This window comes from Sphingobium sp. FG58, assembly GCF_057809055.1.
On the sequence record NZ_JBMDJF010000006.1, the window covers coordinates 49718 to 62903 of the forward strand.

Consider the following 13186-nt stretch of genomic DNA (forward strand, 5'->3'; position numbering starts at 1 on the left):
CGGAACCGCACTTGAAAAGCGCCCTTTCGCGCTTTTCCAAACAGACTCTTACCCACCCGCAAAGGGGAACATCGGCCACCACGGTTCCTTCTCTGCCAGCACCCGCGCAAAGCTGGGCCGCGCCACCAGCCGGGCGAGATAGGCGGACAGGCGCGGATGATCGCTGCCGATCGGCACGATCTTGTCGGCATAGAAGAGCGCCGGGGCGGCCGCGCAATCGGCCAGGGTGAAATTTTCCCCCACCGCCCAGCCGTGCGTGCCGATCCGCGTTTCCAGCAGGGCATAGGCTTTCGCGATCAGCGCGCGGGCCTGCTCTACGCCATAAGGGTCGCGCGAATCGGCCGGGCGCAGCCGGTCGGCGACGATCGCCTGCATCGGGGTCATGACATAATTGTCGAACAGCCGGTCCATCAACCGCACCTGCAACGCCGCGTCGGGATTGAGCGGAATCGGCCGAAACGTACCCGGCTCATGGGTCATCAGATATTCAATGATGATGCTGGCTTCGGCGACGATCGTGTCGCGGGTCGAATCGCGCAGCAGCGGGAATTTGCCGATCGGCCACAACGCCAGCCATTCCTGCGCGACGCCCTCCTCCTCCATCATTCGCGGCGTGAAGGGCGTGCCATTTTCGTAAAAGGCGATCAGCACCTTCCAGCAATAGGAAGAGAGCGGGTGATAATAGAGAATCATCGGTCGGCCTTTGCGTCGGGTGAACGGGACGGGCGGCGGTCTACTCAAGGCACCATCATAGCGCCTTTTGCGCGCACCACGCATTTGCGTGGCAAGGCAAAATTATTTTTTATTCCGTTTTTCCCTCTTGTCTTTCCGGGGAGCGAGGAAAGTCCGTGCGTCGCTGCGTTACAACGGGCAAATTCAGCGACGAAAGGAATCGGAACAGCGACGAGCTGAGTCCCTAAACCGTCATTTACCCTCTTGCGCCCAAAACAGGCTATGGCACTATCTGTGGTATCGGGTAAACGGGGGTCACCCAACAGATTGTGATTGTGTCGCTGGACCAGTTTTCAGTGCAAGGGGGTTTTTGTCCCTGCAATCCCGTCAGTTGGTCCCATTTCCGCCCCGTCGCGATACGGTATCTGCTAAGGTGTCGGCACCTGCCGAACCAGCTTGACCGAATCGAACGGAACAGGAACATTCGGGGGCGTATATGGATTTTCGTGATAGCGGACAGGGTGGTACAAACGACGTGGCGACTGTGATGGATGATGTGATGGACCGGGTGAGCGAACAGCCTGCCGCGCCGACCAAGGCGGAGCCTTTATCCTCTTCCGCGGTGCAGGAACGGCGCTTCGACGTCGTGACCGATCCGTCGCGCGACGCACTGCTGACGGAATTTGGCAAGGATACGCTGAACGACCGTTATCTGCTGCCGGGCGAAAGCTATCAGGACCTGTTCGCCCGCGTCGCGGCGGCCTATGCCGATGATCAGGGCCACGCCCAGCGCGTCTACGACTATATTTCGCGCCTTTGGTTCATGCCCGCCACCCCGGTCCTGTCCAATGGCGGCACCGGGCGCGGCCTGCCGATCAGCTGCTATCTCAACAGCGTGGACGACAGTCTGGAAGGCATCGTCAACACCTGGAACGAGAATGTCTGGCTGGCTTCGCGCGGCGGCGGCATCGGCACCTATTGGGGCAGTGTGCGCGGCATTGGCGAACCGGTTGGCCTCAACGGCAAGACGTCGGGCATCATCCCCTTCGTCCGCGTCATGGATTCGCTGACGCTGGCGATCAGCCAGGGCAGCCTGCGCCGTGGCTCTGCCGCCTGCTATCTCGACGTGTCGCACCCGGAAATCGAGGAGTTCCTCGAAATCCGCAAGCCATCGGGCGACTTCAACCGCAAGGCGCTCAACCTGCATCATGGCGTGCTGCTGACCGACGAGTTCATGGAAGCGGTGCGCGACGGTGCTGACTTCCACCTGCGCAGCCCCAAGGATCAGTCGATCCGCGGCACCGTCAACGCCCGCGCCCTGTTCCAGAAGCTGGTCGAAACCCGCCTGGCCACCGGCGAGCCCTATATCGTGTTCAACGACACGGTGAACCGCATGATGCCCAAGCATCATCGCGATCTGGGGCTGAAAGTCTCGACCTCTAACCTCTGTTCCGAAATCACCCTGCCGACGGGTCGCGACCATCTCGGCAATGACCGCACCGCCGTGTGCTGCCTTTCCTCGATGAACCTGGAAACCTGGGACGAGTGGAAGGATGAGAAGCTGTTTGCCGAGGATATCATGCGTTTCCTCGACAATGTGCTGCAGGACTATATCGACCGCGCCCCGCCCGAAATGGCGCGCGCCAAATATAGCGCCAGCCGCGAACGCTCGGTCGGGCTTGGCGTCATGGGCTTCCACAGCTTCCTCCAGGCGCGCGGAATTCCGTTCGAGGGGGCCATGGCCAAGTCGTGGAACCTGCGCATGTTCAAACATATCAAGAGCCAGGTGGACGAAGCCTCGATGCAACTGGCGATCGAGCGTGGCCCCTGCCCGGACGCTGCCGATCAGGGCGTGATGGAGCGTTTCTCCTGCAAGATGGCGATCGCGCCGACCGCGTCCATCTCCATCATCTGCGGCGGCACGTCGGCCTGCATCGAGCCGATCCCGGCGAACATCTACACCCACAAGACGCTGTCGGGCAGCTTCTCGATCAAGAATCCCTATCTGGAAAAGCTGCTGGTCGAAAAGGCCAAGGATTCGACCAATGTCTGGAATTCGATCCTGGAGCATGGCGGCTCGGTCCAGCATCTCGACTTTCTGAGCCAGGAAGAAAAGGACACGTTCAAGACCAGTTTCGAGATCGACCAGCGCTGGCTGCTCGAGCTGGCCGCCGACCGCACGCCCTATATCGACCAGGCGCAGTCGCTTAACCTGTTCATCCCCGCCGATGTGGAAAAATGGGACCTGCTCATGCTCCACTTCCGCGCATGGGAACTGGGCATCAAGTCGCTTTATTATCTGCGGTCGAAGAGCGTGCAGCGTGCCGGTTTCGCCGGTGGCGTGGAAGCCGACAACACGATCGACGCGCCCAAGTTCGAGATTGGCGAGACCACGGACTATGACGAGTGTCTGGCCTGCCAGTGACGCGCATAGCCATGGGCGTAGCGCGGCGGTCCATACCGCCGCGCTACCCGGCTTATTTTTCTTCTTCGAACGTCACGGCAACATCGCCATTGGCGCTCAACCGCACGGTGCCGTCGCTTTCGATGTCGGCGATCAGGCCTTGGGAAATATAGTGATGATGCCCTTTGTGGCTCCCTTCCCCGCTGTCCTTCTTGGTCAGCTTGATGCGGTCCCCGTCCATATGGTCGACGGTGCCGACATGCACGCCGTCTGCGCCGATGACTTCGGCATGTTCCTTGATTTGGCTGAATTCAACCATGATTGCGCTCCTGTGCTGGGGGTGGTGTGTCTTGAACGCGCCGTACCCGCACTGGTTGCGCCTACCTTTTAAAGCGGAGCCGTCCCATGTCCCTTCTCAAAGCCTCCAAAGTTTACAAGCCGTTCGAATATCCATGGGCCTATGAATTCTGGAAGCGCCAGCAGCAGCTGCACTGGCTGCCCGAAGAAGTGCCTTTGGGCGAGGATTGCCGCGACTGGGCGCAGAAGCTGTCTGATCATGAGCGCAACCTGCTGACGCAGATTTTCCGCTTCTTCACCCAGGCCGACGTGGAAGTGCAGGATTGCTACCACGAAAAATATGGCCGCGTGTTCAAGCCGACCGAGGTCAAGATGATGCTGACCGCGTTCAGCAACATGGAAACCGTCCATATCGCGGCCTACTCGCATCTGCTCGACACGATCGGGATGCCCGAAAGCGAATATTCGGCCTTCCTCCAATATAAGGAGATGAAGGACAAGCACGACTATCTGCAACAGTTTGGCGTGGATACGGACGAGGATATCGCCCGCACCCTCGCCATGTTCGGCGGCTTTACCGAAGGCTTGCAGCTGTTTGCCAGCTTCGCGATGCTGATGAACTTCCCGCGCTTCAACAAGATGAAGGGCATGGGCCAGATCGTCACCTGGTCGATCCGCGACGAGACGCTGCATTGCGAGGGCATCATCAAGCTGTTCCACGCCTTCTGCGCCGAACGCCAGTGCCTGACCCCCGCGGTCAAGGACGACATCATGGACATGTGCCAGAAAACCGTCCGTATCGAGGATGCGTTCGTCGATCTGGTGTTCGAAATGGGTCCGGTCCCCGGCATGACTCCCAAGGACATCAAAAAATATGTCCGCTACATCGCCGACTGGCGGCTGGGCCAGCTGGGTTTGAAGCCCATCTACATGATCGACGAGCATCCGCTGCCCTGGCTCGCCCCGATGCTGAACGGCGTCGAACATGCCAATTTCTTCGAAACCCGCGCGACCGAATATTCAAAGGGCGCGACGCGGGGCCAGTGGAACGAGGTCTGGGACGCCTTCGACCGCCGCAAGACCCGCGCGGCACCGGCCAACGCGGACGATGCCACCGATCCTGACATGTTCAAGGCGGCGGGCATCGCGGCGGAGTGATTGCCAAATTCGTGAAGGGCATCGGGGTGACATTGCTGTTTGCAATGGTCGCCCTGTGCCTGGCCGTGACGATCGTGCCGCCCTTCCTGGACCGCATCTATTATGAAGGGCCGGAAAGCCGCCATTATGACGGCGCGCATTTCTTCAATCCCGATGGCGTGATCGATGTGCCGGCCCCGCCGGGGACGAGCCGGCAGGGCTTTATCGCCCGCTGGCTGCTGGGCCATGACGACCGGCCGCCATGGCCCGACGCTATTGCGGTCAAGCCAGCCCGCCCCGCGCCTTTTGCCGCGCCGCGCGGGATGGTGGCGACATGGGTGGGCCATGCCACGGTGCTGGTGCAGGCGGCGGGCATCAACATATTGACCGACCCGATCTGGTCGGACCATGCCAGCCCCCTGCCCCCCTTCGGCCCCAAGCGGGTCGCGCAGCCGGGCATCCGCTTCGACGATCTGCCCAAGATCGACCTGGTCGTGCTGAGCCACAATCATTACGACCATATGGACCTGCCGACGCTGAAAAAATTATGGGACCGCGACCGGCCCAGGATCGTCACCAGCCTGGGCAATGACACGATATTGAAGGCGCATGGCATTCCGTCGACCGCGCTCGACTGGGGCCAGTCGGTCAGCGGTGCGGCGCTCAATGGCCTTGCCCCGCAGGCGGTGATCCAGTGCGGCAATTACGAACATTGCCCCGACTATCGCGTCCATGTGACCCGCAACCATCATTGGGGCAGCCGCTGGGGCGCGGATCGCAACCGGGCGCTCTGGTCGAGCTTTTTGATCGAAACGCGCGCGGGCAATATCTTCTTTGCAGGCGACACCGGCGCGGGCGACATGGGATGGCCCTATGAGGCCTCGCGCTTCGGCCCGATCCGGCTGGCGCTGATTCCGATCGGCGCCTTCCGCTTCTGGAAGGGGCAGATGGCGTCGGACGCGCATATCGGCCCGCAACAGGCGGTGGAGGTGTTCAAGCGGCTGGGCGCATCGACTGCGATCCCGATCCATTGGGGGACGTTCCGCCTGTCCTACGAACAATGGGATACGCCACCCCGGATGCTGGACCTGTTCCTGGCGTGCGAAGGCATCGACCGCCAGCGCTTCGCCCCGCTGCGGATCGGCCAGTCTCTGCTGGTGCCGGTCTATTCCGCCGTGCCGCGGGGCAAAGGACGATGTGACCGACGCGCGATCAGGGCGCTGGAATAGCCCCCCGCATCAGCCCTTGGGACAATCCCCCACCCGCTTGCCGGAGAGGTCATAGGTTGCGCGCAGCACTGCGCCGCCGCCTTCCGATTGGGTCATGGTTTCGCCCAGTGTCAGCGTATCGCCGGTATAATTGCCCTCCACCGCAATTTCCGACGTGCCCTTGCCCGCCGTGCAGGCCAGCGTCGCGATCAGGCGGCCCTTGCGCGCCATCTTGTCCTTATAAGTGCAAGCCGTGCCATCCTTGCCCGCCAGGGCCGCGGCGTCCGGCATCCCTTCGGCATCGACGGTGAGGCAGACCTTGTCCTCGCTGACTTGGCTGAGCGCCGCCTGATATTGCGCCGGGGTGACGGTGGGGGTGTTGTAACCGGTGGTCTTGCGGGTCAGCACCCACTCGCCCGCCTGCATCAGGATCGGCGCTTCCTCCGCCTGCGGCGCGGGGGCCGGTTCGCTACAGCCGCCAAGGGTCAAAATCGTTACAAGCGGCATCATCGCAAGCGGGATCGCCGCCAGCACGGTCTTTTGCATATCCTCTCCCCCGTTCTCTCAATCGGAACGGGGGCAAGGCTCTACCCGTCGCGGCCAAAGCGCAAGCGGAAATGCGCGGGAATTATTCCGCCGTGGTGCAGTTCGGCCCGATCCACTTGCCTTCGGACCGCGCCTTCATCGCCATGGCCGCGCCGTTAGGGCCGCCTGCCATCTTCATGTCCATGTCCATCGCATAGGCTTCCCCGCCATAGGTGCCGGACATGGCGGCCGTCATCGTACCGCCATCCGCCTTGCACGACACCTGCCCCTTCACGCTGCCGCCGCTGACGGCAAAGCCCTGATAGGTGCAGTTCTTATTCTCCTGACCGGAAAACATCTCGCCGCTGGGATTGGCCGCTTCTTCGGGGGTGACGCAATATTTGAGCGAAGTCTGGCTCATCATGCTCTTCATCTGGTCCTTCATGCCAGCAGGCGCGCCCGGCATATTGGACAGGTCGATATCCTGCACGGTGAAGCGCCCCTCCCACTGGCCCGGCTTCAACTGCACCTTGTCGACCGCAGCCTTGACCTCCTCCTTGGTCATCGAGCCGTTGGCCGACGCGTCGCCGGGCTTGTCGCCGCAGGCTGCGAGCAGCAGGGTCATGGTGGCGGCGGCAAATACAGCTCTGATCATCGCTTATCCCCTCATCGCGTCGGCATGGGCTGGGCCGTGGATAGCGGAGCATATCAAGCCGGTGCGACATTGCAAAATTGTCGCCGAAATGGACGGGATTGAGCTATTTGTTCTTGATTTGTTCTGATTGTCGTGCTACCTGATTTTCCGCAAATCGGGGGATGCGCCAATGCCGGAGAATGAGTCGAGCCGACAGCCAGGACGGACAGCCTTCAATCTCTATCTCCGTACGGGTCGGCGACCCGCCCTGGCCCCGCCCGTGCAGGTCGAGGTGAAATTCAACCCGTGGCACGACGAAGAGGATGGGCGATTCACCTTTGCCGGACAAGGCCGTTACTTTCCGCGCGGCGGTAATACTCGCGCACAGACCATGGAAACCGCAGCGGGCGGACAGGTGCGGCGACCGGCCCGGCCGGATAGCGATGGCGTGCCGGATCGCCGCCACCTGCGCGCCGATCATCCCGGCAACCATTCGACCCATATCGTGCAGCCGGGCGATACGCTGACGCGCATTGCGGCGCGGCGCAAGGGGCTGACGGCGCGCGATCTGGCATGGCTGAACCAGCATCCACTCGACCGGCCACTCAGCATCGGCCAGCGGATCAAAGTGCCGCATCAGGCCTATCTGGATGCCGGACGTGCGGCCAAGAACAAGTTTCTGGCACTAGCCTATTATATGGACACGCATGGCGGAAAATTGCCGCCCGACCCGGCCAATCCACCGTCGCTGGAAAGTCAGATCCTCGACACGAACTGGCGAAAGGAGACGAAAAATGGCTATGATTTCCATATGGATGTCATTGCGCGACCGAGGGAAGTCGTTGCTGTGCTTACAGACGGCCCGATTGCCGCGCGCTCACGACGCGCTCAGGCTCAGGCGGGGCATCCCGATCGCCGTCCGGGCGATGATGGCGGTCATTTTATCGCTGCCCGCTTCAACGGTCCCGGCGACAGCGTCAATCATTTCGCCCAGGACCGGAATTTCAACCGCGGTGCCTATCGCGCCATGGAAGATGGTTGGGCGAGGAATTTGCGAGACGGCAAAAGCGTCGTCGTCCATATCGTTCCACTATATGCGGGAACCTCCAAACGGCCCTATCGCATCAACGTCACATGGCGCGTCAACGGCAAAGAAGAATTCAGGGATTTCTCAAACGAAAGCAAAGGCAAGCCCCGTGACCGATAAACTTGACGCCTTGGGGCCGCTTATGAACGAGATTGGACTCGAATTGGCCGCCCTGGTCGGCGGCGATCCGAATGGTGTTTTTCTTTATGTGGAAATCGGTGAGGGTTGGGTGAGTCCCAGCGTTTTTAAGGACGAGGGAGAAGTCATCCGCTATTATAATCCAAGTGATACAAATCTTAGCGATATGCTGTGGGAAGCTTGGTATCTCGAACCAGATGGACCAAATATGCGATGGTCGGTTCTGGAATATACCATCCAAGACAAAAAATTCCACGTCAGCATGAAATATCCCGAAGAGGTCAACGTAGAGATCGTCGATGACGAACGGCGCGAAGCCGCCCTGCGCGCCCGTTTCGGCGACAAGCCTGTCGTCTATCCACCCCCGCCCAAAGGCGCGTTCGAGTTGAAGCCCTGACGTCAATTGCGTCCTGACGCAAAGACCCCATATTGCCCCCATGGCCATTCAGATCCGCACCACGCTCGACGAGCCCGATACCGACGCCCATTTCGTGCCGCACCGGCCTGCGCGGCCGGACAAGAGCGAGGGGGGGCGGCCCTTCACGCTGGTGAGCGATTATGAGCCGTCGGGCGACCAGCGCACCGCGATCCCCGAACTGGTGGAACAGGCGCTGGCCGGGGAGCGCGATCAGGTGCTGCTGGGCGTCACAGGCTCCGGCAAGACCTTCACCATGGCCAAGGTGATCGAGGCGTTGCAGCGCCCGGCGCTGATCCTGGCGCCCAACAAGATTCTCGCGGCGCAGCTTTATGGCGAGTTCAAGAGCTTCTTTCCCGACAATGCGGTCGAATATTTCGTCAGCTATTATGATTATTACCAGCCCGAAGCCTATGTCGCGCGGTCGGACACCTATATCGAGAAGGAAAGCAGCGTAAACGAGAGCATCGACCGGATGCGCCATTCGGCCACCCGATCGCTGCTGGAACGGGACGACTGCATCATCGTCGCATCCGTCTCCTGCCTCTATGGCATCGGCTCGGTCGAAACCTATTCGGCCATGACCTTCTCTATGAAGAAGGGCGGGATAGAGGATCAGCGCGAGATCATCCGCAAGCTGGTCGCGCTTCAATATAAGCGCAACGATGCGGGCTTTGCGCGCGGCAATTTCCGGGTGAAGGGCGATAATCTGGAAATCTTCCCGTCCCATTATGAGGATACCGCCTGGCGCATCAGCTTTTTCGGCAACGAGATTGAGGCGATCGTCGAGTTCGACCCGCTGTCGGGCAAGAAGGTCGCAAGCCTCGACTATGTAAAGGTCTTTCCCAACAGCCACCATGTCACCCCCGGCCCAACGCTCAAACAGGCGATGGAGGCGATCCGCTTTGAACTCACCGAACGGCTGAAGGAATTGGAGGCGGAGGGCAAGCTGCTGGAGGCGCAGCGGCTGGAGCAGCGGACCAATTTCGACCTGGAGATGATCGCCGCGACCGGCAGCTGCGCGGGGATCGAAAATTACAGCCGTTTCCTGACCGGGCGTTTGCCCGGCGAGCCGCCACCGACCCTATTTGAATATCTGCCCGAAAATGCGCTGCTGTTCGTCGATGAAAGCCATCAGACCGTGCCGCAGATCGGCGCGATGGCGCGGGGCGATCATCGGCGCAAGATCACCCTGGCCGAATATGGTTTCCGCCTGCCCAGCTGCATCGACAACCGCCCGCTGCGTTTCAACGAGTGGGACGCGATGCGACCGCAAACGGTCAGCGTCTCCGCCACGCCCGGCAAATGGGAAATGGAGCAGACCGGCGGCGTATTCAGCGAACAGGTGATCCGCCCCACCGGCCTCATTGACCCGCCTGTCGAGATCAAGCCGGTCGAGGATCAGGTGGATGACCTGATCAACGAATGTCGCAAGGTCACGGCCAACGGCTATCGCACGCTCGTCACCACGCTGACCAAGCGGATGGCGGAGGATCTGACCGAGTTCATGCATGAGGCGGGGATCAAGGTCCGCTACATGCACAGCGACGTCGAGACGCTGGAGCGCATCGAGCTGATCCGCGACCTGCGGCTTGGTGTCTATGACGTGCTGATCGGCATCAACCTGTTGCGCGAGGGTCTGGACATTCCCGAATGTGGGCTGGTGGCGATCCTCGACGCGGACAAGGAGGGCTTTTTGCGCTCCGAAACCTCGCTGATCCAGACGATCGGCCGCGCCGCGCGGAACGTGGACGGGCGCGTCATCCTCTATGCCGACCGGATCACTGGCTCCATGGAGCGCGCACTCAACGAAACCGGGCGCAGGCGCGAGAAGCAGGAAGCCTATAACCGCGAACATGGCATCACGCCGACCACGATCAAGCGCAACATTGGCGACATCATCGCCCATGTGTCCAACAAGGACAGCGTGCTCATCGAAACCGGCGACGCCGACCGGCCCCACATGGTCGGCCACAATCTGCGCGCCTATATCGAGGATCTGGAAAAGAAAATGCGCGCCGCCGCCGCCGACCTAGAGTTTGAGGAAGCCGGCCGTATCCGCGACGAAATCCGCAAGCTGGAGGCCGAGGAGCTTGGCCTGCCACACGAACAGCAGGTGGCCGCGCCCAGGGGGCGTGCGACCGAAGGCAAGCCGGGGACGCGGAAGTTGCGATACGGCAAGACGCAGAAGAAATTTGGGCGGTAAGGCTTTTTGCGCCCCTCCCGCAAGCGGGAGGGGAAACAAGGTTCGCCACTCCCAAAAAACCACCGCTGGATAATCCCGCGCCGCGCTCTACATAGCGCCTATGCCGCCTGACATGCCCACATCTGCGCCCTTGCCCCCTGTCTGGGCGACGCTTCGGCGGTTCCTGCCCTATTTGTGGCCGGCGGATGCCCCGGCGCTGCGGCGGCGGGTGGTTGTCGCCATGCTGTGCGTGCTGGCAGCCAAAGCCATTAGCCTCGCCATGCCCTTTGCCTATAAGGCCGCGATCGACCGGATGGTGCCGGGGATGGAACCGGCCGCGAGCCTCGCCATCGCGCTCGTCGCGGTATATGCGGGTGCGCGCTTTGGCAGCGTGTTGTTCGACAATCTGCGCAATGCGGTGTTCGAGAAGGTCGGGCAGGAGGCCGGACGGCGGCTGGCCGACGATGTGTTCGTCCATCTCCACCGTCTGTCGCTGCGCTTCCATCTCGACCGGCGCACCGGCGCGGTCACCAAGATTGTCGAGCGCGGGACCAAGAGCATCGACACGATGCTCTATTTCCTGCTGTTCAACATCGCCCCCACCGTGCTGGAGCTGGTCGCGGTCTGCGCCATCTTCTTCGTGAAGTTCGGCGCGTGGCTGGTCATCGTCACGCTGGCGATGGTCGCGCTCTATATCTGGTTCACCCGCACCGTGACCGAATGGCGCAACCAGTTGCGCCGCGACATGGTGGACATGGACACCAACGCCGTCGCCCATGCGGTCGACAGCCTGCTCAATTTCGAGACGGTCAAATATTTCGGCGCGGAAGCGCGCGAGGCGAAGCGTTACGGCACGTCGATGCGCCGCTATGCGCAGGCGGCGGTCAAGAGCGAGAATAGCCTGGCATGGCTCAATATAGGCCAGTCGCTGATCACCAACCTGATGATGGCGGGGGCGATGGGCTATACCGTGTGGGGATGGAGCCGGGGGCAGTTCACGACGGGCGACGTGGTGCTGGTCAATACGCTGCTGGCCCAGCTGTTCCGGCCATTGGACCTGCTCGGCATGGTCTATCGCACGATCCGGCAGGGGCTGATCGACATGGAGGCGATGTACAAGCTGATGGACACGCCGCAGGAGATTGCCGACGCGGACGGCGCGCCTGCCCTGGTCCCGTCCGGCGGCGAAGTGCGGTTCGATCATGTGCGCTTCGGCTATGATCCTGAACGGGAGATTTTACACGATGTGAGCTTCACCGTCCCGGCCGGGCGGACGCTGGCGATCGTCGGGCCATCGGGCGCGGGCAAGTCCACCATCGCGCGCATCCTGTTCCGCTTCTACGATATTCAAGGGGGCCAGGTCAGCATCGACGGGCAGGATATCGCCAGCGTGACGCAGGCATCGCTGCGCGCGGCGATCGGCATCGTGCCACAGGACATGGTGCTGTTCAACGACACGGTCGGCTATAATATCGGCTATGGCCGCGAAGGCGCTTCGCAGACAGAGATCGAATCGGCAGCCAAGGCCGCGTCGATCCATGACTTCATCCTGAGCCTGCCCAAGGGGTATGAGACGCGCGTGGGCGAGCGGGGTCTGAAACTGTCAGGCGGGGAAAAGCAGCGGGTGGCGATTGCCCGGACGCTGCTGAAGGACCCGCCAGTGCTGGTGCTGGACGAAGCGACCAGCGCGCTCGACAGCCGCACCGAAAATGAGATTCAGGATGTGCTGCGCAACATTGCGCGCAAGCGGACCACCCTGATCGTCGCGCACCGCCTGTCCACCGTGGTCGACGCGGACGAGATCATCGTGCTGGACCAGGGCCGCATCGTCGAACGCGGCCGCCACGCCGATCTGGTGCGGGCTGACGGGCTCTATGCCGTGATGTGGAACCGGCAGGCCGCCGAGCGGGAGGATATGCGGGTCGAGCCGGGGATAAGCGACGTGTTTGAGGTGGTGCGGCCTTAACCGATCATCAGCTGGGATAAATATCCTGCTGTCGCTCAACAATATCGGACCAGAAGGGTATGTGTCGTGGAGAGCTAATTTCGTAACGACCTTCAAATTCGTTGCGGAAATATTCCTTCAAGTTTGCGCCATAGTAAACTGTATCGAACCCATGCATCGAGAAAACCGGATTGCCCGCCTCACTTGGTGTTTCGGGAATAAAGCGATGCGAAAGCAACGGTATGAGACGCGGCGCTGATTGGAATGCTGCGCGCACAATCTCTGCCCGCTCTGCCGATAGATCAGGAATATCTCCCCAATCTGGCCACCAAAGGCCATTTTCGACATTAAATAACAGACATTCCAACGGCCAATTCAACATTTGCCTGATACGGTCATTTTCTGATGCCCAATTGTAGCCATCTTCCGGCTGCCGGTCTAAGAGCACGTCGATCAAGTCTGGTGGAAAGCGCAGGGCGTAGCGTTCCTGTGCGTCATCCAGCTCGCTTTGGGTATAACCGGTAGTCCAGCGGCGCATA

At 61.2% G+C, this 13186-nt stretch carries 12 protein-coding genes; 7 read left to right on the plus strand and 5 right to left on the minus strand.

Translation table 11 applies throughout. From position 1 onward, the window contains the following. Positions 1-48: 48 nt before the first annotated feature. Positions 49-693 carry a glutathione S-transferase family protein gene (locus tag ACODR8_RS09405; protein ID WP_489007144.1) on the minus strand — a complete coding sequence of 215 codons (645 nt, stop codon included), beginning with the start codon at positions 691-693 and terminating at the stop codon, positions 49-51. A 475-nt stretch (positions 694-1168) separates the two neighbouring features. Between ACODR8_RS09405 and ACODR8_RS09410 the strand changes: the two genes are divergently transcribed. Then, the gene (locus ACODR8_RS09410; protein WP_294138060.1) at positions 1169-3097 is read left to right on the plus strand and encodes a ribonucleoside-diphosphate reductase subunit alpha; all 1929 of its coding nucleotides are present in this window, start codon (positions 1169-1171) and stop codon (positions 3095-3097) included. Between the two features lie 52 nt (positions 3098-3149). On the opposite strand, the gene ACODR8_RS09415 is transcribed toward ACODR8_RS09410, so the two are convergent. Beyond that, on the minus strand, positions 3150-3395 hold the full coding sequence (locus ACODR8_RS09415) for a DUF2171 domain-containing protein (protein WP_294138059.1): 246 nt from the start codon (positions 3393-3395) through the stop codon (positions 3150-3152). Positions 3396-3481: 86 nt separating this feature from the next. Here ACODR8_RS09415 and ACODR8_RS09420 point away from each other — a divergent pair, with 86 nt between their 5' ends. Together ACODR8_RS09420 and ACODR8_RS09425 are read left to right on the plus strand one after the other, a co-directional pair. Next, positions 3482-4531: a ribonucleotide-diphosphate reductase subunit beta gene (locus ACODR8_RS09420; RefSeq protein ID WP_294138058.1), complete on the plus strand. Its 1050-nt coding sequence runs from the start codon at positions 3482-3484 to the stop codon at positions 4529-4531. Between the two features lie 44 nt (positions 4532-4575). Then, positions 4576-5739 carry an MBL fold metallo-hydrolase gene (locus ACODR8_RS09425; RefSeq protein ID WP_489007145.1) on the plus strand — a complete coding sequence of 388 codons (1164 nt, stop codon included), beginning with the start codon at positions 4576-4578 and terminating at the stop codon, positions 5737-5739. A gap of 9 nt (positions 5740-5748) precedes the next feature. On the opposite strand, the gene ACODR8_RS09430 is transcribed toward ACODR8_RS09425, so the two are convergent. Continuing rightward, positions 5749-6264, minus strand: a complete 516-nt coding sequence (locus tag ACODR8_RS09430) for a DUF3617 domain-containing protein (protein ID WP_489007003.1) — start codon at positions 6262-6264, stop codon at positions 5749-5751. Positions 6265-6346: 82 nt separating this feature from the next. Beyond that, positions 6347-6898 (minus strand): DUF3617 domain-containing protein, encoded by a 552-nt coding sequence (locus ACODR8_RS09435; protein WP_489007004.1) that lies wholly within the window; start codon positions 6896-6898, stop codon positions 6347-6349. A 259-nt stretch (positions 6899-7157) separates the two neighbouring features. Between ACODR8_RS09435 and ACODR8_RS09440 the strand changes: the two genes are divergently transcribed. The 4 genes from ACODR8_RS09440 to ACODR8_RS09455 all read left to right on the plus strand — a co-directional run bounded on the left by ACODR8_RS09440 (position 7158) and on the right by ACODR8_RS09455 (position 12668). Then, positions 7158-8084: a LysM peptidoglycan-binding domain-containing protein gene (locus tag ACODR8_RS09440; protein WP_489007005.1), complete on the plus strand. Its 927-nt coding sequence runs from the start codon at positions 7158-7160 to the stop codon at positions 8082-8084. A 22-nt stretch (positions 8085-8106) separates the two neighbouring features. Next, positions 8107-8499: a hypothetical protein gene (locus ACODR8_RS09445; protein ID WP_489007146.1), complete on the plus strand. Its 393-nt coding sequence runs from the start codon at positions 8107-8109 to the stop codon at positions 8497-8499. A gap of 40 nt (positions 8500-8539) precedes the next feature. Beyond that, complete coding sequence (uvrB, locus tag ACODR8_RS09450) at positions 8540-10723, plus strand: excinuclease ABC subunit UvrB (protein WP_489007006.1); 2184 nt, start codon at positions 8540-8542, stop codon at positions 10721-10723. Positions 10724-10823: 100 nt separating this feature from the next. Then, the gene (locus ACODR8_RS09455) at positions 10824-12668 is read left to right on the plus strand and encodes an ABCB family ABC transporter ATP-binding protein/permease (RefSeq protein WP_489007007.1); all 1845 of its coding nucleotides are present in this window, start codon (positions 10824-10826) and stop codon (positions 12666-12668) included. 7 nt (positions 12669-12675) lie between these two features. Here the strand turns inward: ACODR8_RS09455 and ACODR8_RS09460 are convergent, their stop codons facing one another. Beyond that, positions 12676-13185 carry a hypothetical protein gene (locus tag ACODR8_RS09460; RefSeq protein ID WP_489007008.1) on the minus strand — a complete coding sequence of 170 codons (510 nt, stop codon included), beginning with the start codon at positions 13183-13185 and terminating at the stop codon, positions 12676-12678. Between the last annotated feature and the right edge of the window lies 1 nt (position 13186).

What these genes read in the sequence shown, in the direction of transcription:
- uvrB (WP_489007006.1), top strand. Translation starts at nt 8,540, where the DNA reads ATGGCCATTCAGATCCGCACCACGCTCGACGAGCCCGATACCGACGCC.
- ACODR8_RS09435 (WP_489007004.1), bottom strand. Translation starts at nt 6,898, where the DNA reads ATGATCAGAGCTGTATTTGCCGCCGCCACCATGACCCTGCTGCTCGCA.
- ACODR8_RS09425 (WP_489007145.1), top strand. Translation starts at nt 4,576, where the DNA reads ATGGTCGCCCTGTGCCTGGCCGTGACGATCGTGCCGCCCTTCCTGGAC.
- ACODR8_RS09410 (WP_294138060.1), top strand. Translation starts at nt 1,169, where the DNA reads ATGGATTTTCGTGATAGCGGACAGGGTGGTACAAACGACGTGGCGACT.
- ACODR8_RS09415 (WP_294138059.1), bottom strand. Translation starts at nt 3,395, where the DNA reads ATGGTTGAATTCAGCCAAATCAAGGAACATGCCGAAGTCATCGGCGCA.
- ACODR8_RS09445 (WP_489007146.1), top strand. Translation starts at nt 8,107, where the DNA reads ATGAACGAGATTGGACTCGAATTGGCCGCCCTGGTCGGCGGCGATCCG.
- ACODR8_RS09460 (WP_489007008.1), bottom strand. Translation starts at nt 13,185, where the DNA reads ATGCGCCGCTGGACTACCGGTTATACCCAAAGCGAGCTGGATGACGCA.
- ACODR8_RS09420 (WP_294138058.1), top strand. Translation starts at nt 3,482, where the DNA reads ATGTCCCTTCTCAAAGCCTCCAAAGTTTACAAGCCGTTCGAATATCCA.
- ACODR8_RS09430 (WP_489007003.1), bottom strand. Translation starts at nt 6,264, where the DNA reads ATGCAAAAGACCGTGCTGGCGGCGATCCCGCTTGCGATGATGCCGCTT.
- ACODR8_RS09455 (WP_489007007.1), top strand. Translation starts at nt 10,824, where the DNA reads ATGCCGCCTGACATGCCCACATCTGCGCCCTTGCCCCCTGTCTGGGCG.
- ACODR8_RS09405 (WP_489007144.1), bottom strand. Translation starts at nt 693, where the DNA reads ATGATTCTCTATTATCACCCGCTCTCTTCCTATTGCTGGAAGGTGCTG.